The sequence below is a fragment of the Streptomyces sp. NPDC002838 genome, from assembly GCF_040295365.1.
Taxonomy (GTDB): Bacteria; Actinomycetota; Actinomycetes; order Streptomycetales; family Streptomycetaceae; genus Streptomyces.
The window spans coordinates 71885-89487 of the sequence record NZ_JBEOVF010000009.1; the positions used below are offsets into that span (position 1 = coordinate 71885).

A 17603-nucleotide genomic window follows, 5' to 3' on the forward strand; every position below is an offset into this window, starting at 1 on the left:
GCCCGATGACCGCCGGCATCGACACCCCCGACCGCCGCGGCCGCACCGGACTCGACCGCACCGGCCTGGACCTGACCCGAAACCCCCGGGTCAAAGTGCGGGACGTGAAACTCCTGTCCAGCCACTGGTACGTCGAGCGCGCCACCACCTTCGACCTCCAGCACGCCGACGGCACCTGGAGCACCCAGCAGCGCGAGACCCACGACCGCGGCAACGGGGCCACCATGCTGCTGTACGACGCCGAACGCGAAACGGTGCTGCTCACCCGCCAGTTCCGCTTCCCCGTGTACGTCAACGGCCATCCCGACGGGATGCTGATCGAGACCCCCGGCGGCCTGCTCGACGACGAGGACGAGCATCCGGAGATCGCCGTGCGGCGCGAGGTGGTCGAGGAGACCGGGCACACCATCGGCGAGATCCGGCACGTCTTCGACGTCTACATGAGCCCGGGCTCGGTCACCGAACGCGTCAGCTTCTACGCCGCCGCCTACGGCCCCTCGACCCGCACCCACGAAGGGGGCGGTCTGGACGAGGAGGGCGAGGACATCGAGATCCTCGAACTGCCCTTCCGCCGGGCCCTGGAGATGATCCGCACCGGGGAGATCGCCGACGCGAAGACGATCATGCTGCTCCAGTGGGCGGCACTGGAGGGCCCGTTCGCCCGCGGGACGTGAAGTCCCTTGACGTGAAGTCCCTTGACTTCAAGTGCGCTCCAGCATGAAGACTCCCGTTCGTGCCCCGACCGCGGGCACGTACGGGAGGATCATCATGAAGTACCGCACCATCGGCAGCGACCCGAAGAACCGCCGCGAGGTCAGTGTGCTCGCGCTCGGCGCGATGCTGTTCGGCTCCCGCACGGACGAGAAGACCTCCTTCGACGTGCTCGACCGGTACGTCGAGGCCGGCGGGAACTTCATCGACACCTCGGACAACTACGCCTTCTGGATCGACGGCGGGCAGGGCGGGCAGAGCGAGGAACTCCTCGGACGCTGGCGCAAGAGCCGCGGCATCGGCGACGAGATCGTCATCGCCACCAAGCTCGGCGCCCGCCCCCTGGCCCCCGGCACCAGCTACGTCGACAACCCGGAGGGCCTGTCCGCGAAGGTGATCCGGGAGTCCGCCGAACGCAGCCGCGAACGGCTCGGGGTCGAGAAGCTGGACCTGCTGTACGCGCACATCGAGGACCACACCGTTCCCCTGCGCGAGACCGTCGAGGGCTTCGCCGAACTCGTCGCCGAGGGCACGGTCGGCCTGCTCGGCGTCAGCAACCACGCCGTCTGGCGGGTGGAGCGGGCCCGCGCCCTCGCGGCCGCCGCCGGGCTGCCCGGCTACGAGGTGCTCCAGTACGAGCACAGCTATCTCCGGCCCCGGACCGACGTGCCCGGCGAGATCTTCCCCGACGGCAGCCTGGGCGCCGCAGGACCGCACCTGCTCGGCTACCTGCGGGCCGAGCCCGGCCTGACCCTGGTCGCCTACTCGCCGCTGCTGAAGGGCACGTACGCGCACCCCGACCGACCGCTGCTGCCCGGTTACGACCACCCGGGCACCCCGCCCCGCCTCGCTGCCCTGCGCGAGGTGGCACGCGAGACCGGCGCGACCGTCAACCAGGTCGTCCTGGCCTGGCAGATCGGCGGCGAGCTGCCGGTCGTCCCGCTGGCCGGAGCCTCGTCGATGGCGCAACTGGAGGAGAACCTCGCGGCGGTGGACCTGGAACTGACCGCGGAGCAGCGGGCCCGGCTCGACGGGGCGCACTGAACGCGCCCGTCGCAGGCCGCCGCAGTACGCTCCAGACGGAGCCGAAGGAGAGTGGATCCATGACCACTTTGCCCACCGAGCGATCCGTCCGGAGCACGCCCGAAGGCCTCCTGTGGGAGCCCAGCGAACGCTGGGTGCGCGGGTACAAGGGCGAGGTCGCCGTCGTCGACAGCCGGCATCCCGTCCTCGTCTGGGAGCCCGACCTGCCCGTCCCGCAGTACGCCTTCCCGCGCGGGGAGGTCCGCACGGACCTCCTCCGCCCGGCCAAGAACCCCGCGACGGGCACCCACACCGGATCGCGGATCTTCTACGACCTCGAGGTGGACGGGGAGCTGCGGGAGAACGCGGCCTGGACGTTCCCCGCCGCCGACCTGGCCGATCACCTCGCCTTCGAGTGGTTCCGGCGCCGGGACACCGGTCTCGACCGCTGGTACGAGGAGGAGGAAGAGATCTTCATCCACCCGCGCGACCCGCACAAACGGGTCGACGCGCTGCCCAGCAGCCGCCACGTGCGGGTCGAGGTCGCCGGCACGGTCGTCGCGGACACCCGCCGGCCGGTGCTGCTCTTCGAGACGAGTCTGCCGACGCGGTACTACATCCCCCGCGAGGACGTCCGCCTGGACCTGTTCGAGCCCACCGACCACCGCACGGGCTGCCCCTACAAGGGCACCGCCCAGTACTGGACCTGGCGGGGCGGGGCGGACGTACCCCGGAACATCGTCTGGAGCTACCCCGACCCGCTGCCCCCGGTGGCCGCCGTGAAGGGGCTGCTCGCCTTCTACAACGAGGCCGTGGAGATCACCGTGGACGGCGCACGCCTCGAGCGGCCGGTCACGCCGTTCACCGCGAGCCTCAAGGCCTGACCAGCAGCTGGAAGTCGAAGGCGTAGCGGGCCGCGCGGTAGATGTGCGTCCCGTACTCGACCGGGCGGCCGGTGTCGTCGTACGCCGTGCGCCGCATGGTCAGCAGTGCCGCACCCACGCCCTCGTCGAGGAGGTCCGCCTCCCCGGCGGTGGCGCTGCGGGCGCCGATGGTCTGGCGGGCGCTGTGCAGGGTGATGCCGGCGGAGCGCAGCATCCGGTACAGGCCGGTCGACTCCAGCCGCGCGGTGTCGAGGTCGAGCAGGGTCGCGGGCAGGTAGTTGCAGAGGAAGGCCACGGGCTGGCCGTGCGTGGAGCGCAGCCGCTCCAGGACCGTGACCTCGCCGCCCGTCGCGATCCCGAGGGCGGCCGCGACGTCGGCGGTCGCCGGGACGACCTCGTTGCGCACGACCCGGGTGGCCGGTCCCTGCCCGGCCGCCTCCAGGTCGTCGTACAGACTGCTGAGCTCCAGGGGGCGCTTGACCTGACTGTGCACCACCTGCGTGCCGACCCCGCGCCGCCGGACCAGGAGTCCCTTGTCGACCAGGGACTGGATGGCCTGGCGGACCGTCGGCCGGGACAGCCCGAGACGTACGGACAGGTCGATCTCGTTGCCCAGGAGGTTGCCGGGGGTGAGCACACCGTGCTCGATCGCCGCCTCCAGCTGCTGGGCGAGCTGGTAGTACAGCGGGACCGGACTGGCGCGGTCCAGGGCGAAGTCCAGAGAGCTGAGCGCGGGGGCGGTCACGGAACGCGAGTGGTTGCCGGTCTTCGCCATGGACGTACCTCCCTCAAAGGGCCGGGGGCGGGCTGCGGACGAGAGGGCGTCACAGGTGGCGGCGCCGGGTGGCGGCCTCGCGTTCGTAGGTCTCGCGGGCGCTGGACGCGGCCTCGCGGGACGCCACCTCGGCCACGGGCACGTCCCACCAGGCCTCGGCCGGGGGAGCGGTCGGCGTCGGGTCGGTCTCGACGTACACACAGGTCGGCCGGTCCGAGGCACGGGCCGTGGCCAGTGCCTCGCGCAGCTCCCGGACGGTCTTGGCCCGCAGTACGTCCATGCCGAGGCTGGCCGCGTTGGCGGCGAGGTCGACCGGGAGCGGGGCGCCGGTGAAGGTGCCGTCGGCGGCCCGGTGGCGGTAGGCGGTGCCGAAGCGCTCGCCGCCGACCGTCTCGGACAGGCCGCCGATGGAGGCGTAGCCGTGGTTCTGGATCAGTACCATGTTGACCGGCAGGCCCTCCTGGACGGCCGTGACGATCTCCGTCGGCATCATGAGGTACGTGCCGTCGCCGACCAGCGCCCACACGGGCGTGTCGGGGGCGGCGTGCTGGACGCCGATCGCGGCCGGGATCTCGTAGCCCATGCAGGAGTAGCCGTACTCCAGGTGGTACTGGCGCGGACCGCGGGCCCGCCACAGCTTGTGCAGGTCGCCGGGGAGCGAGCCGGCCGCGTTGATCACCACGTCGTCCTCGCCCACGACCGCGTCCAGCGCGCCGAGCAGCTGGGTCTGGGTCGGTACGGCGCTGTCGTCGGCCGCGCGGTAGACGGCCTCGACGACCTGCTCCCAGCGCTCCTTGCCGGCGCGGTACTCGGTCTCGTACGCGGGGTCCACGCGGTGGCCTTCGAGGGCCGTGGCGAGGACCTCCAGGCCCGCCCTGGCGTCGCAGACCAGGGTGCGGGCCGCCAGCTTGTGGGCGTCGAAGGCGGTGATGTTGAGGTTGAGGAAGCGGACGTCCGGGTTCTGGAAGAGGGTGCCGGAGGCGGTGGTGAAGTCGGTGTACCGCGTCCCGACCCCGACGACCAGGTCGGCGGTGCGGGCGAGGTCGTCGCTCGCCGCCGTGCCGGTGTGGCCGATGCCGCCGAGGTCGGCGGGGTGGTCGTGGCGCAGCGAGCCCTTGCCCGCCTGTGTCGAGGCGACCGGGATGCCGGTGGCGTCCACCAGCACCTTCAGGGCCTCCTCGGCCTCGCTGTGGTGCACGCCGCCGCCGGCGACGATCAGCGGACGCGCGGCGGCCCGGATCGCGCGGACGGCCTCGGCCAGCTCGACCGGGTCGGGCGCGGGACGCCGTACGGTCCACACCCGCTCGGCGAAGAACTCCTCCGGCCAGTCGAAGGCCTCCGCCTGCACGTCCTGCGGCAGCGCGAGGGTGACGGCGCCGGTCTCGGCCGGGTCGGCGAGGACGCGCATGGCGTTCAGCGCGGAGGGGATCAGCGCCTCGGGGCGGGTGACGCGGTCGAAGTATCTGGACACCGGGCGCAGCGTGTCGTTGACCGACACATCGGCCTCGGTCGGGTGCTCCAGCTGCTGGAGCAGCGGGTCGGCCGGACGCGTGGCGAAGTAGTCGCCGGGCAGGAGGAGGACCGGCAGCCGGTTGATCGTCGCCAGGGCCGCGCCGGTGACCAGGTTCGTGGCACCCGGCCCGATCGAGGTGGTGACCGCCTGCGCGGACAGGCGGTTGAGCTGGCGGGCGTACCCCACCGCCGCGTGCACCATCGCCTGCTCGTTGCGGCCCTGGTGGTAGGGCATCGCGTCCTCGCCCGCTTCGAGGAGCGCCTGCCCGACGCCCGCGACGTTGCCGTGGCCGAAGATCCCCCAGGTGCCGGCGACGAGCCGGTGCCGTACGCCGTCCCGCTCGGTGTACTGGGCGGACAGGAACCGCACCAGCGCCTGGGCGACGGTCAGGCGGATGCTGGTCGGGTGGCTCATCGGGGACCTCACTGGGAAGGGGCGGTGTAGAGGGGCAGACGGGGGTCGACGGGCTGCTCGGGCCAGGTGTCGCGGATCCACGCGTGATCGGGATGGTCGCGGATCAGCCAGGCCCGCTCGGGCTCCGGACCCGCCATGACGTTGAGGTAGTACATGTGGTGACCGGGCGCGGCCATGGAGGGACCGTGCCAGCCGTCGGGGATCAGTACGACGTCGCCGCCGTGCACCTCGGCCAGGACGTCCGTGCCCCGGCCCTGTCCGGACGGGGAGACGCGCTGATAGCCGAAGCCGTTCGGGCCGTCGATCTCGAAGTAGTAGATCTCCTCCAGGACGGACTCCTCGCCGGGGCGGTGCTCGTCGTGCTTGTGCGGCGGGAAGGACGACCAGTTGCCTGCCGGGGTGAGCACCTCGACCGCGATGAGCTTGTCGCACTCGAACGACCCCGCGGCACCGAAGTTGTTCACCTGCCGGGAGCAGTTCCCGGTCCCGCGCAGTTCCACCGGCACCGACGACGCCGGTCCGTAGCGGGCGGGCAGCCGGCGGGTGCAGCGGGCGCCGGTCAACGCGAAGCGTCCGCCCTCGGGGGCCAGGACGGTCGTACGGGCGTCGCGCGGCACGTACGCGAAGTCGCTGACGGCGCTGAACACGCTGTCGCGGCCGGCCAGTTCGAAGGCCGAGTGGCCGAAGTCGTCGGTGCCGGCCACCGTGCAGCCGCCGGTGAGCGGGAGGACGATCCACTCGCTGTCACCGGTGTCGAAGGTGTGCGAGCCGCCGGGCGGCAGTTCCAGGATCCGCAGGCTCGAGTAGCCCCAGCCGGCTTTCTCGGGCGTCACGTCCACGACGTACGGGCCGCCGAGCGCCTTTCCCGCGGGAAGGTGATACGTCATCGTGTGCCTCCGTGTCACAACAGGCCGACGGCGGTGTCCACGGCCGTGGCCACATCGCCCTCGGCCGGGTAGAGCAGGGACCGGCCGACCACCAGACCCCGCACGGTGGGCAGCCCGAGCGTCTTGCGCCAGCGCTCGTACGCGGCCTGCTGGTCGTCGCCGACCTCGCCACCGAGCAGCACGGCGGGCAGCGTGGAGGCCGACAGGACCTCGGCCATGTCGTCGGGATCCTCGGTGACCGGGAGCTTCAGCCACGTGTAGGCGGAGGTGCCGCCCAGGCCCGAGGCGATGGCGATGGAACGGGTGACGGCCTCGGCCGACAGATCGTTGCGGACCGCCCCGTCGATCCGGCGCGAGATGAACGGCTCGATGAACAGCGGGAGTTGACGCGCGGCCATCGCGTCGACGGCACGGGCGGTGGACTCCAGGGTGGCCAGCGAACCGGGGTCGTCGTAGTCGATGCGCAGCAGCAGCTTGCCCGCGTCGAAACGGAGCCGGACGAGGTCCTCGGCACGGTGGCCGGTGAAGCGGTCGTCCATCTCGAACGCGGCGCCCGCCAGGCCGCCGCGGTTCATCGAGCCCATGACAACCTTGTCGTCAAGCGCCCCGAGCAGCAGCAGATCCTCCAGGATGTCGGCGGTGGCGAGCACCCCGTCGACACCGGGCCGGGACAGCGCGACACACAGACGTTCCAGCAGGTCCGCCCGGTCGGCCATGGCGAGCCGGCGGTCGCCGACGCCCAGGGCGCCGCGCGCCGGATGGTCGGCGGCCACGATCATCAGCCGGCCGCTGTCGCCGATCAGCGGGCGGCGCACCCGGCGCGCCGCGGCCTCGGCGATCGCCTCCGGATGCCGGGCCCGGACCGTGGTGAGGTCGGGGATGCTGATGCTCAAGACAAGCTCCGTTCAGGCAGTCGTGCTCGGCGCCGGGGCGCTCGTGCCCGCGAGGAGGTCCTCCACCTCGGACCCGGTCGGCATCGCCGCGGAGCAGGCGAGACGGGAGGCGACGAGCGCGCCGGCCGCACCCGCGAACCGCACGGTCCTCTCCAACTCCCAGCCGGAGAGCAGGCCGTGGCACAGCGCGCCGCCGAACGCGTCACCCGCGCCGAGACCGTTGACCACCTCGACCGGCACCGGCGGCACTTCGGCGGCGGTGCCGTCGCGGTGCACGGCGAGTACCCCCTGCGGCCCCTGCTTCACCACGGCCAGTTCCACGCCCGCCGCCAGCAACGCCTCCGCGCAGGCACGCGGTTCGCGGACACCGGTGGCGACCTCGCACTCGTCGAGGTTGCCGACCGCCACGGTCGCGTGGCGCAGGGCCTCGGCGTAGTAGGGGCGGGCCTCCTCAGGGTCTCTCCAGGCTGTGTCACTCCACAGCGCGGGGCGCCAATCGAGGTCGAAGACGGTCGTGCCCGCCTTGTCGCGCGCCTTGAGGGCGGCGAGCGTGGCGGACCGGCTCGGCTCCTCGCTCAGACCGGTGCCGGTGATCCAGAAGATCCGGGCCGCGCGGATGGCGAAGTAGTCCAGCTCGTCGGTGTGTATCTCCAGGTCGGGGGCCTTCGGACGACGGTAGAAGTAGAGCGGGAAGTCGTCCGGCGGGAAGATCTCGCAGAACGTCACCGGGGTCGGGTAGGCGTCCACCGGTGTCACCCAGCGGTTGTCGACGCCGAACTCCGTGAGGGTTTCGTGCAGGTAGGCGCCGAAGGGGTCGGCACCGGTACGGGTGATGACGGCGGTGGAGCGGCCGAGCCGGGCGGCGGCGACCGCCACGTTCGCGGCCGAGCCCCCGAGGAACTTCCCGAAGGACTCCACGCGCGCCAAGGGGACGCCGGACTGCAGCGGGTAGAGATCAACTCCGATACGGCCCATACTGATCAAGTCGAAGTGCTGGACTGACTCGGCCATGCGCGACGCTCCTCGATCCGGGCTGGGGTGCGGGCCCCAGGGCCTGCCGCCTCCCAGGTGTAGGGCGCGGAGGGCGACCGTGTCAATAGTTTGTACTTACATTCGGACCTGCTTGTGAAATGATGTCTTAACAAAGTATTGACAGCGGGCGCGGCAAGGGATTGGATCCCGTCCCAACGCACAACAGTCGCGTTTGCGGCACAAGACCCGGCCCGCTTAAGCTCCCGGGCCCCCGGATCCCCGTGATCCCCGCCCCCTTTTCCGACGATCTCCCGTCGCACAGTGAGGTGCAGGACAGATGGACCGCTCTTCTCGCTTCCACTCCCGCGGATTCGCCCCGGTTGTGGCTCTGGCCGCGGCAGCGGCCCTGACCCTCGCAGGCTGCTCCAGCAGCTCCGGCGGCAAGAAATCCGAGGAGGGGGAGGCGGGAGCCTCCGCAGGCAAGGCCACCACACCCCGGATGAGGGTCGCCCTGGTCACCCACCAGTCGGCCGGTGACACCTTCTGGGACATCGTCCGCAAGGGCGCCGAGGCCGCCGCCGCCAAGGACAACATCCAGCTCGTCTACTCCAGCAGCCCGAACGCGGGCGACCAGGCCAACCTGGTGCAGAACGCGATCGACCAGAAGGTCGACGGCATCGCGATCACGCTGGCGAAGCCGGACGCCATGAAGGACGTCGTGGCCAAGGCGAAGTCCGCGAACATACCCGTGGTCGGCCTCAACTCCGGTGTGAGCGACTGGCAGAAGCTCGGCCTGATGGAGTTCTTCGGGCAGGACGAGGCCGTGGCGGGCGAGGCCCTCGGCAAGAGGCTGAACGAGTCCGGCGCCAAGAACGCCGTCTGTGTCATCCAGGAGCAGGGCAACATCGGCCTCACCCAGCGCTGCGACGGCGTGAAGAAGACCTTCTCGGGCAAGCTGCAGACGCTCTTCGTCAACGGTACCGACATGCCGTCCGTGAAGTCGACGATCACCGCCAAGCTCAGCCAGGACAAGTCCATCGACTACGTCGTCACCCTCGGCGCCCCCTTCGCGCTGACGGCGGTGCAGTCGCTGTCCGACGCCGGCAGCAAGGCCAAGATCGCGACCTTCGACCTCAACAAGGACCTGACCAGCGCCATCGACCAGGGCACGATCCAGTTCGCCGTCGACCAGCAGCCCTACCTCCAGGGTTACCTGGCGATCGACTCCCTGTGGCTCTACAAGAACAACGGCAACTACAGCGGCGGTGGTGAGCAGCCGGTGCTGACCGGCCCGGCCTTCGTCGACAAGTCCAACGTCGACGCCGTCGCCAAGTTCGCCGCGAAGGGCACTCGGTGATGAGTATGACCCAGCAGGCTGCGCCGGCGGTGAGCACGCCGCCGGCTCCCGAACCGAAGGAAACCGACGGCCGCACCTCACAACGCTCCTTGGCCCTGCGGCTGCTCGCCCGTCCAGAGGTGGGTGTCTTCCTCGGCGCGGTCGCGGTGTACGTCTTCTTCCTCGTGGCGGCCCCGCCGGTGCGTGACGGCAGCTCGATGGCCAACATCCTGTACCAGTCGTCGACGATCGGGATCATGGCCCTTCCCGTGGCGCTGCTGATGATCGGCGGCGAGTTCGACCTCTCCGCCGGTGTCGCGGTGATCACCTCGGCGCTCACCGCGAGCATGATCAGCTATCAGCTGACCATGAACGTGTGGGTGGGCGTGATCGTCGCGCTGATCGTGTCGTTGGCGGTCGGCTTCCTCAACGGATGGCTGGTCGTCAAGACCGGACTGCCCAGCTTCCTGATCACCCTGGGTATGTTCCTGATCCTTCAGGGCGTCAACCTGGCGGTGACCAAGCTGGTCACCGGCAACGTGGCCACCGACGACATCAGCGACATGGACGGCTTCGCCCAGGCGCAGAACATCTTCGCCTCGTCGTTCGGCATCGGCGGCGTCCAGGTGAAGATCACGGTCTTCTACTGGCTGGTCTTCGCGGCCCTGGCCACGTGGATGCTGCTGCGTACCAAGTACGGCAACTGGATCTTCGCGGTCGGCGGCAACAAGGACAGCGCGCGGGCCGTCGGTGTGCCGGTGACCTTCACCAAGATCTCCCTGTTCATGCTGGTCGGCCTCGGTGCCTGGTTCGTCGGGATGCACCAGCTGTTCTCCTTCAACACCGTGCAGTCCGGCGAAGGCGTCGGTATCGAGCTGATCTACATCTCGGCGGCGGTGATCGGCGGCTGTCTGCTGACCGGCGGCGCCGGCTCGGCGATCGGCCCGGTCTTCGGCGCGTTCATGTTCGGCCTGGTGCAGCAAGGCATCGTCTACGCGGGCTGGAACCCCGACTGGTTCAAGGCCTTCCTCGGCGTGATGCTCCTGGGCGCCGTCCTCATCAATCTGTGGGTCCGGCGCACGGCGACCCGGAGGTGACTGGAATGACAAGCAAGGAAACCGGCACCCATGGCGCCGTCCTCGCGGACGACGCACCCGTGGCCGACAAGGATGCGGCGATCGTCGAACTGCGCGGGGCGGGCAAGTCGTACGGCAATATCCGTGCCCTGCACGGTGTGGACCTGAAGGTCTACCCCAACCAGGTCACCTGCGTGCTCGGCGACAACGGCGCCGGCAAGTCGACCCTGATCAAGATCATCTCGGGGTTGCACCAGCACACCGAGGGCGACTTCCTCGTCGACGGCGAACCGGTGCGCTTCTCCACCCCGCGTGAGGCCCTTGACAAGGGCATCGCCACCGTCTATCAGGACCTCGCGGTCGTGCCGCTGATGCCGGTGTGGCGCAACTTCTTCCTCGGCTCCGAGATGACCAAGGGCCCCTGGCCCATCCGCCGCCTGGACATCGAGCGGATGAAGAAGACCGCCGACGAGGAACTGCGCAACATGGGCATCATCCTCGACGACATGGAGCAGCCCATCGGCACCCTGTCGGGCGGCCAGCGCCAGTGTGTGGCGATCGCCCGCGCGGTGTACTTCGGTGCCCGCGTGCTGATCCTTGACGAGCCGACCGCCGCCCTCGGTGTGAAGCAGTCCGGTGTGGTGCTGAAGTACATCGCCGCCGCCCGCGACCGCGGCCTGGGCGTCATCTTCATCACCCACAACCCCCACCACGCCTACATGGTCGGCGACCACTTCAGCGTGCTGCGCCTCGGCACGATGGAGCTGTCCGCCGAGCGCAGCCGGATCACGCTCGAGGAGCTGACCAACCACATGGCCGGCGGCACCGAACTCGCCGCCCTCAAGCACGAGCTGGCACAGGTCCGGGGCGTGGACGTCGAAGAGCTCCCCGAAGAGGAAGACCTCACCGCGCCCCTGGCGAGCACCGGCGAAGGGAAGTCCTGAGATGGCCCCTGCGCTGGACCGCATCCGGGTCGGGTCGGCTCCCGACTCCTGGGGCGTCTGGTTCCCCGACGACCCGCGGCAGGTGCCCTGGGAACGCTTCCTGGACGAGGTCACCGAGGCCGGTTACTCCTGGATCGAGCTGGGCCCGTACGGCTACCTGCCGACGGACCCGGCCCGGCTCACCGACGAGGTGACCAGGCGGAACCTGACGGTCTCCGCGGGCACGGTCTTCACCGGCCTGCACCGCGGGCCCTCGGTCTGGGAGTCCACCTGGGAGCACGTCAGCCAGGTCGCCGCGCTCACCCAGGCCATGGGCGCGCGGCACCTGGTGGTGATCCCGTCCTTCTGGCGGGACGACAAGACCGCCGAGATCCTGGAGCCGCCGGAGCTCACCGGCGAGCAGTGGGCCCACCTGACCAAGGGCATGGAGCGGCTCGGGCACGAGGTGAAGGAGGCGTACGGCCTCGACATCGTCGTGCACCCGCACGCCGACACCCACATCGACACCGAGGACCACGTCGAGCGATTCCTCGACTCGACCGACTCCGACCTGGTCAACCTGTGCCTGGACACCGGGCACTACGCCTACTGCGGCGGCGACAGCGTCAAGCTCATCGAGACGTACGGCGAACGCATCGGCTATCTGCACCTCAAGCAGGTCGACCCGGAGATCCTCGCCGACGTCGTCAAGAACGAGGTGCCGTTCGGCCCCGCCGTACAGCGCGGAGTGATGTGCGAGCCGCCGTCCGGCGTACCGGAGCTGGAGCCGGTGCTGGTCGCGGCCCAGAAGCTCGGGGTGGACCTGTTCGCGATCGTCGAGCAGGACATGTACCCGTGCGAACCGGACAAGCCGCTGCCGATCGCGGTGCGCACCCGCAAGTTCCTGAGGTCCTGCGGCGCCTGACGACCCGAAAGGACGGCCATGACTGAGCGCGCCACCCTTGGAGTCGCGGTCATCGGTACCGGAAGAATGGGCGCCGACCACGTGCGCCGTATCGATCAGGTCACCAGCGGGGCCCGGGTGACCGCCGTCGTGGACGTCGACGCGGAACGCGCCAAGCAGGTCGCGGCCCCCGTCGACGGCTGCACCGCCTACACCGACCCGGCCGCCGCGATGGCGGCGGCCGACGTCGACGCGGTCCTGATCGCCTCCCCGGGCCCGGTCCACGAGGCCACCCTGCTGGCGGCCTTCGAGCACGACCTGCCGGTGCTGTGCGAGAAGCCGCTCACTCCCGACGCGGCCTCCGCGCTGCGGGTGATGGAGGCCGAACAGAAGCTGGGCCGGCGCCGCGTGCAGGTCGGCTTCATGCGGCGCTACGACGCCGAGTACGTCAAGCTCAAGTCTCTGCTGGGAACAGGCCAGTTGGGCCGACCGCTGATGGTGCACAACCGGCACCGCAACGTGGCCAGCCCGCCCTTCTTCACCAGCGACATGCTCATCAGCGACTCCGTGGCACACGAGACGGACGCGACCCGCTGGCTGCTCGGCCAGGAGATCACGGCCGTCACCGTGCTGCGCCCGAGGCCGTCCGCGAACGCGCCGGACGCCCTGCAGGACCCGCAGTTCGTCGTCTTCGAGACGGACGGCGGCGCGGTCGTCGACGTGGAGATCTTCGTCAACTGCGGCTTCGGCTACCAGGTCCAGGCCGAGGTGGTCTGCGAACGCGGCACCGCCCGCATCGGCGACGGCCACGCCCTGGTCACCAACATGGCCGGCCGCTGGGGCGGCACCATCGCCCAGGACTTCACCGAACGCTTCGCCGACGCCTACGACCGCGAGGTCCAGGCCTGGGTCGACGCCACCCGCCGCGGCGAGATCACCGGCCCGAGCGTGTGGGACGGCTACGCCGCGGCGGCCGTGTGCGAGGCGGGGGTGCGGGCGCTGGAGGACGGCGGCCGGGTGGCCGTGGAGCTGGTCGACAAGCCTGCGCTGTACAGAGATTGACGGTCATCAGTCAGGCGACATTGCTGAGGGCCGGGGGATGGCACCCCGGCCCTCTCTTCATGCCCGCCCGTCAGCCCGCGAGCGTCGTGCGCGGTCGCGGCTCGAACCCGGCCGCGCGGTAGCTGTCGTCGATCAGCGACATCGTCGCCAGCGCGTCGTCCGCGTCCAGCGGCAGCGGACCGCCACCGCGCACCCGGTCCGCGAACGCCTCCAGCTGGTAGGTGTACGACGACCGCGTACCGAGCCGCTCCGTCCGCTCGCCCTCCGCCGTACGCACCACGACCCGGTCGTCGAGGTGCGGCAGCACGAAGTTCGGCGCGCTCGCCTCCCCCAGGGAGCCGATGATCCGGCAGCTCATCTCCAGCTCGTCGTACGCCATGTGACAGCGCGCGGACCCGGCGGCCCCGCCCGGGAACGCCAGCTCGGCGTCCAGCCACTCGTCGACGCCCGGCGCCCCCGCCCGCTCCCCGCCCCGCGCGGAGACGAGCTTCGGCGCGCCGCCCGCCCACGGTGCGAGCATCCGCACCGCGTGCAGGCTGTAGCAGCCCAGGTCCATCAGGGCGCCGCCCGCGAGCGGCAGCGACCAGCGCGGGTCGGAGTCGTCGGGCGCGGGAATCGCGACCAGGGCCTCCACCCGCCGCAGCTCCCCGAGCTCGCCGGAGGCCACAATCTCGTGCAGGCGCCGGGTGACGGGGTGGAAGAGGTAGTGGAAGCCCTCCATGAAGACGGTGCCCGCCTTCGCGGCCGCCTCCCGCACCTCGGCGGCCTCCGCGGCGTTGCTCGCCGACGGCTTCTCCGACAGGACGTGCTTGCCCGCCGCGAGCGCGGCGAGGTTCCACGGCCCGTGCAGGCCGTTGGCGAGCGGGTTGTAGACGGCCTCGACCTCGGGGTCGGCGAGCAGATCGGCGTACGAGGCGGCCACCCGTTCCACGCCGTGCGCCGCCGCGAAGGCCTCGGCGCGGGACCGGTCGCGGGCGGCCACCGCGACGAGGCGGTGGCCGACCGCCCGGGCCGGGTCCACGAGGGCGCGTTCGGTGATGCGTGCCGCGCCCAGTATTCCTATGCGCAGCGGTTCCCGGCCCGGTTCGCTCATGCCTGTCGTACCTCCTGGATCGTCACGGGGCGGTGCTCCTGAAGCGACAGTGTGCACGCCTCGGCGATCCAGCCGGCCTCCAGGGCGTCCTCGATCGTGCAGGGGGAGGGCCGGGTGCCGGCCACGACCTCGGTGAACGCGGTGAGTTCGGCGCGGTAGGCCTCGGTGAAGCGGTCCATGAAGAAGTCGTGCGGGGTGCCCGCCGGGAAGGTCACACCGGGCTCCACGGAGCGCAGCGGCAGCTTGTCCTCCAGGCCGACGGCGATGGAGTCCGTGAAGCCGTGGATCTCCATGCGGACGTCGTAACCCCGGGCGTTGTGGCGGGAGTTGGAGATCACCGCGATGGTGCCGTCGTCGAGGGTGAGGAGCGCGCCGGTGGTGTCGGCGTCGCCCGCCTCCTTGATGTAGTCGGCGCCGCGGTTGCCGCCGACGGCGTACACCTCGGTCACCTCGCGGCCGGTCACCCAGCGGATGATGTCGAAGTCGTGCACCGAGCAGTCCCGGAAGATGCCTCCGGAGGCGGCGATGTACGCGGCCGGCGGCGGCGCCGGGTCCAGCGTGGTCGACCGTACGGTGTGCAGCTTGCCGAGCTCACCGGCCTGCACGGCGGCCCGGGCGGCGACGAAACCGGCGTCGAAGCGGCGGTTGTAGCCGATCTGGATCGGCACGCCCTTGCCCTCGACGGTCTTGAGCACCTCGACGCCCTCGGCCATGGTCCTGGCGACGGGCTTCTCGCAGAAGACGGGGATGCCGGCCTCGACCCCGGCCAGGATCAGCGCGGGGTGGGCGTCCGTCGCGGCCGCGACCACGATGCCGTCCACCCCGGCGGCCAGCAGAGCCTCGGGCGAGTCCACGACCTCGCCGCCGAACCGCTCCGCGGCGGCCTTGGCGGCGTCCGCGAACGGGTCGGTGAGCACGAGCGACTCGACCGCGTCGAGTCCGGAGAGGGTCTCGGCGTGGAAGGCGCCGATGCGGCCGAGGCCGAGGATTCCGATACGCATGGGGTGTTGCTCCTTGGAGGGTGCGGGAGGGTGCGGTGTTTTCGCAGGGAGGTCAGTCGAGTCCGCCGAGCACGTTCTGGTCCCAGTCGATCACCGAACCGGTGACCACGCCGGACCGGTCCGACAGCAGGAAGACGACGAAGTCGGCGATTTCGTCCGGCTGGCCTAGCTTGCCCATCGGCAGCCGGGCGGCCGCCTGCTCGCGCCAGTCGTCCCCCGCGCCGTGGAAGGTCTTCTGCGTGGCGTCCTCGCCCTCGGTGGCGGTCCAGCCGATGTTCAGGCCGTTGATGCGGACCCGGTCGAACCGGTGCGCGTGCGCCGCGTTGCGGGTCAGACCGACGAGCCCGGCCTTGGCGGCGACGTACGGGGCGAGGAACGGCTGCCCGCCGTGCGCCGAGGACGTGATGATGTTGACGACCGTGCCGGGAGCCTTCCGCGCCACCATGTCCGCGACCGCGGCCTGCATGGCGAAGAACGGCGCCTTGAGGTTGATCGCGATGTGCTGGTCGAACAACTCGGGCGTGGTGTCGAGCAGCGTGCCCCGGGAGGTGAGGCCGGCCGAGTTGACCAGGCAGTCGACGCGGCCGTACGCGGCGGCCACCTCGGCCACGGAAGTCCTGGCCTGCTCGGCGTCCGCCAGGTCGGCCTGCACGAACATCGCCTTGCCGCCGGCCGCGGCCAGCTCCGTCACCAGCGCCTCGCCCGGCTCCGGGCGCCGCCCGGTGACGGCGACCTGCGCCCCTTCGCGGACCGCGGCCCGGGCGATGGCGGCGCCCACTCCCTGGCTGCCGCCGTTGACGAGGACGACCTTGTCGTCGAGAAGTCCCAATTCCAGGCCCTTTCAGCTCTCGCGCCGTGTGGTGCCGGCTCGCAGCTCGTCCCGTAGAGCCCGCGGGGTCCATCCTTCGTGCAGCGCCCGCCGTACGACGTCCGCCTGCGAGGGCGGGGCCAGACCGTCCACCGGCGGGTCGCTGTCGAGGTTGGTGGGGAACGGGTAGCCCTCGGCGCTCGCGGCGATCACCCGCTCCAGCCACTCCTCGCCGATGCCCTCGGCCCGGCGCCTGCGCAGTACGGGGAAGACCGCGTTCGCCACCGCCTCCCGGTCCACCGTCTCCATGGCCCGCCCGAAGGCCGAGGACACCTGGAGCAGATTGGCGACGCGCCGCACGTCCAGCGTGCGGTTGGTGCCGGCGGCGTGGAACACCGCCGGGTTGAAGAAGACGGCGTCGCCCTTCGCCAGCGGGAGCTGGACGTGGTGCGCCTTGAAGTACGCCTGGAACTCCGGCAGCCGCCAGGCCAGGTAGCCGGGCTCGTACGTCTGCGAGTACGGCAGGTAGAGCGTCGGGCCCGACTCGACGGGCATGTCGCAGTGCGCCACCGCGCCCTGCAGCGTGAGCACGGGGGAGAGGCGGTGCACGTGCGCGGGATAGGCGGCCGCCGCCTCGTTCGAGAGGAACCCCAGGTGGTAGTCGCGGTGCGCGGTCTGCGCGGCGCCGCCCGGGTTGACCACGTTGACCTGCGAGGTCACCTGGTAGCCGGGGCCCAGCCAGGCGGCCGAGACCAGCGCCAGGACCTCGCTCGCGTAGTAGTCGGCGAACACCTCGGGGTCGTAGAGGGCCGCCTTCTCCAGCGCGTTCCACACCCGGTCGTTCGCGCCCGGCGTGGCGAAGTGATCAACCGCGTCCGCGCCCGAGGCACGCTGCTCGGCCAGCAGGGCCTCGAAGACACTGGTGAGCCGGTCGACCGCCGCGTCCGGGAAGGCGCCCCGGAAGACCACGATGCCGGGGCCGTCGGTGAGCGCGCGGACCAGTTCGGCCCGCATCGCACGCCCGGCTCCGGCCACGCGGAGCCGCTCGCTGTCGTAGACGAGGATGTCGCTCTCGACCGCCGAGGCGTGCGGGTAGGCGCTGATGTCCGTCGTGCGTTCGACGAGTGAGCGGAGGACGTCGAGGTCGCAGTCCTGCTCGGTCAGCCAGGCAGGGTGCTGGGCGGCGGTGAGGGACATCCTCGTCCTCTTTCGGTCACGGGGAGCGACACGCTTCCGGTCACGGGGAGCGACACGGCTCTGCCATTCTTGTCAGCACAAACCCCTCGAACAACCAGCAGCGAGCCATCAAAAACCCCTCAAGGAGCCTG

General features: G+C 71.0%; 17 protein-coding genes. 8 read left to right on the top strand and 9 right to left on the bottom strand.

The genetic code is table 11. The features are described 5' to 3' along the window. The first annotated feature begins 5 nt into the window (after nucleotides 1–5). The 3 genes from ABT063_RS14535 to ABT063_RS14545 all read left to right on the top strand — a co-directional run bounded on the left by ABT063_RS14535 (nucleotide 6) and on the right by ABT063_RS14545 (nucleotide 2618). Nucleotides 6–674, top strand: a complete 669-nt coding sequence (locus ABT063_RS14535; protein ID WP_351057627.1) for an NUDIX domain-containing protein — start codon at nucleotides 6–8, stop codon at nucleotides 672–674. Nucleotides 675–768: 94 nt separating this feature from the next. Further along, on the top strand, nucleotides 769–1755 hold the full coding sequence (locus ABT063_RS14540; RefSeq protein ID WP_351057628.1) for an aldo/keto reductase: 987 nt from the start codon (nucleotides 769–771) through the stop codon (nucleotides 1753–1755). 59 nt (nucleotides 1756–1814) lie between these two features. Next, nucleotides 1815–2618, top strand: a complete 804-nt coding sequence (locus ABT063_RS14545) for a DUF427 domain-containing protein (RefSeq protein WP_351057629.1) — start codon at nucleotides 1815–1817, stop codon at nucleotides 2616–2618. Here ABT063_RS14545 and ABT063_RS14550 read toward each other — a convergent pair. From ABT063_RS14550 to iolC, 5 genes are read right to left on the bottom strand one after another with little or no spacing between them, the layout of a single operon-like run. Further along, nucleotides 2608–3393 (bottom strand): GntR family transcriptional regulator, encoded by a 786-nt coding sequence (locus tag ABT063_RS14550; protein WP_351057630.1) that lies wholly within the window; start codon nucleotides 3391–3393, stop codon nucleotides 2608–2610. The genes ABT063_RS14545 and ABT063_RS14550 overlap by 11 nt on opposite strands. Nucleotides 3394–3442: 49 nt before the next feature. Further along, complete coding sequence (gene iolD, locus ABT063_RS14555; protein WP_351057631.1) at nucleotides 3443–5320, bottom strand: 3D-(3,5/4)-trihydroxycyclohexane-1,2-dione acylhydrolase (decyclizing); 1878 nt, start codon at nucleotides 5318–5320, stop codon at nucleotides 3443–3445. Between the two features lie 8 nt (nucleotides 5321–5328). Next, nucleotides 5329–6207 carry a 5-deoxy-glucuronate isomerase gene (gene iolB / locus ABT063_RS14560; protein ID WP_351057633.1) on the bottom strand — a complete coding sequence of 293 codons (879 nt, stop codon included), beginning with the start codon at nucleotides 6205–6207 and terminating at the stop codon, nucleotides 5329–5331. A 14-nt stretch (nucleotides 6208–6221) separates the two neighbouring features. Continuing rightward, the gene (locus tag ABT063_RS14565; protein ID WP_351057634.1) at nucleotides 6222–7100 is read right to left on the bottom strand and encodes a Cgl0159 family (beta/alpha)8-fold protein; all 879 of its coding nucleotides are present in this window, start codon (nucleotides 7098–7100) and stop codon (nucleotides 6222–6224) included. A gap of 12 nt (nucleotides 7101–7112) precedes the next feature. After that, nucleotides 7113–8111 (bottom strand): 5-dehydro-2-deoxygluconokinase, encoded by a 999-nt coding sequence (iolC, locus tag ABT063_RS14570; protein WP_351057635.1) that lies wholly within the window; start codon nucleotides 8109–8111, stop codon nucleotides 7113–7115. 298 nt (nucleotides 8112–8409) lie between these two features. On the opposite strand from iolC, the gene ABT063_RS14575 reads away from it, so the two are divergent. Genes ABT063_RS14575 through ABT063_RS14595 form a run of 5 tightly spaced genes read left to right on the top strand, consistent with a single transcriptional unit; the run spans nucleotide 8410 to nucleotide 13373 of the window. After that, nucleotides 8410–9429 carry a sugar ABC transporter substrate-binding protein gene (locus ABT063_RS14575; protein WP_351057636.1) on the top strand — a complete coding sequence of 340 codons (1020 nt, stop codon included), beginning with the start codon at nucleotides 8410–8412 and terminating at the stop codon, nucleotides 9427–9429. Further along, on the top strand, nucleotides 9429–10505 hold the full coding sequence (locus ABT063_RS14580; protein ID WP_351057637.1) for an ABC transporter permease: 1077 nt from the start codon (nucleotides 9429–9431) through the stop codon (nucleotides 10503–10505). Before ABT063_RS14575 ends, ABT063_RS14580 begins: the two co-directional genes overlap by 1 nt. Before the next feature lie 5 nt (nucleotides 10506–10510). Next, nucleotides 10511–11428 carry an ATP-binding cassette domain-containing protein gene (locus ABT063_RS14585; RefSeq protein ID WP_351057638.1) on the top strand — a complete coding sequence of 306 codons (918 nt, stop codon included), beginning with the start codon at nucleotides 10511–10513 and terminating at the stop codon, nucleotides 11426–11428. 1 nt (nucleotide 11429) lies between these two features. Continuing rightward, nucleotides 11430–12332 (top strand): sugar phosphate isomerase/epimerase family protein, encoded by a 903-nt coding sequence (locus ABT063_RS14590; RefSeq protein ID WP_351057639.1) that lies wholly within the window; start codon nucleotides 11430–11432, stop codon nucleotides 12330–12332. Between the two features lie 18 nt (nucleotides 12333–12350). Continuing rightward, nucleotides 12351–13373, top strand: coding sequence for a Gfo/Idh/MocA family protein (locus ABT063_RS14595; protein WP_351057640.1), 1023 nt, complete (start codon nucleotides 12351–12353; stop codon nucleotides 13371–13373). Nucleotides 13374–13443: 70 nt separating this feature from the next. On the opposite strand, the gene ABT063_RS14600 is transcribed toward ABT063_RS14595, so the two are convergent. From ABT063_RS14600 to ABT063_RS14615, 4 genes are read right to left on the bottom strand one after another with little or no spacing between them, the layout of a single operon-like run. Then, nucleotides 13444–14466 (bottom strand): Gfo/Idh/MocA family protein, encoded by a 1023-nt coding sequence (locus ABT063_RS14600; RefSeq protein ID WP_351057641.1) that lies wholly within the window; start codon nucleotides 14464–14466, stop codon nucleotides 13444–13446. Next, nucleotides 14463–15467, bottom strand: coding sequence for a Gfo/Idh/MocA family protein (locus tag ABT063_RS14605; protein ID WP_351057642.1), 1005 nt, complete (start codon nucleotides 15465–15467; stop codon nucleotides 14463–14465). Before ABT063_RS14605 ends, ABT063_RS14600 begins: the two co-directional genes overlap by 4 nt. Nucleotides 15468–15519: 52 nt before the next feature. Further along, the gene (locus ABT063_RS14610) at nucleotides 15520–16296 is read right to left on the bottom strand and encodes an SDR family oxidoreductase (RefSeq protein WP_351057643.1); all 777 of its coding nucleotides are present in this window, start codon (nucleotides 16294–16296) and stop codon (nucleotides 15520–15522) included. A 12-nt stretch (nucleotides 16297–16308) separates the two neighbouring features. Beyond that, entirely contained in the window at nucleotides 16309–17472 is a 1164-nt protein-coding gene (locus tag ABT063_RS14615) for a phytanoyl-CoA dioxygenase family protein (RefSeq protein ID WP_351057645.1), read from the bottom strand. Between the last annotated feature and the right edge of the window lie 131 nt (nucleotides 17473–17603).

Excerpts from the sequence above, each read along its gene's own strand:
- ABT063_RS14535 (WP_351057627.1), top strand. The coding sequence starts at position 6 with ATGACCGCCGGCATCGACACCCCCGACCGCCGCGGCCGCACCGGACTC.
- ABT063_RS14540 (WP_351057628.1), top strand. The coding sequence starts at position 769 with ATGAAGTACCGCACCATCGGCAGCGACCCGAAGAACCGCCGCGAGGTC.
- ABT063_RS14545 (WP_351057629.1), top strand. The coding sequence starts at position 1,815 with ATGACCACTTTGCCCACCGAGCGATCCGTCCGGAGCACGCCCGAAGGC.
- ABT063_RS14550 (WP_351057630.1), bottom strand. The coding sequence starts at position 3,393 with ATGGCGAAGACCGGCAACCACTCGCGTTCCGTGACCGCCCCCGCGCTC.
- iolD (WP_351057631.1), bottom strand. The coding sequence starts at position 5,320 with ATGAGCCACCCGACCAGCATCCGCCTGACCGTCGCCCAGGCGCTGGTG.
- iolB (WP_351057633.1), bottom strand. The coding sequence starts at position 6,207 with ATGACGTATCACCTTCCCGCGGGAAAGGCGCTCGGCGGCCCGTACGTC.
- iolC (WP_351057635.1), bottom strand. The coding sequence starts at position 8,111 with ATGGCCGAGTCAGTCCAGCACTTCGACTTGATCAGTATGGGCCGTATC.
- ABT063_RS14575 (WP_351057636.1), top strand. The coding sequence starts at position 8,410 with ATGGACCGCTCTTCTCGCTTCCACTCCCGCGGATTCGCCCCGGTTGTG.
- ABT063_RS14580 (WP_351057637.1), top strand. The coding sequence starts at position 9,429 with ATGAGTATGACCCAGCAGGCTGCGCCGGCGGTGAGCACGCCGCCGGCT.
- ABT063_RS14585 (WP_351057638.1), top strand. The coding sequence starts at position 10,511 with ATGACAAGCAAGGAAACCGGCACCCATGGCGCCGTCCTCGCGGACGAC.
- ABT063_RS14590 (WP_351057639.1), top strand. The coding sequence starts at position 11,430 with ATGGCCCCTGCGCTGGACCGCATCCGGGTCGGGTCGGCTCCCGACTCC.
- ABT063_RS14595 (WP_351057640.1), top strand. The coding sequence starts at position 12,351 with ATGACTGAGCGCGCCACCCTTGGAGTCGCGGTCATCGGTACCGGAAGA.
- ABT063_RS14600 (WP_351057641.1), bottom strand. The coding sequence starts at position 14,466 with ATGAGCGAACCGGGCCGGGAACCGCTGCGCATAGGAATACTGGGCGCG.
- ABT063_RS14605 (WP_351057642.1), bottom strand. The coding sequence starts at position 15,467 with ATGCGTATCGGAATCCTCGGCCTCGGCCGCATCGGCGCCTTCCACGCC.
- ABT063_RS14615 (WP_351057645.1), bottom strand. The coding sequence starts at position 17,472 with ATGTCCCTCACCGCCGCCCAGCACCCTGCCTGGCTGACCGAGCAGGAC.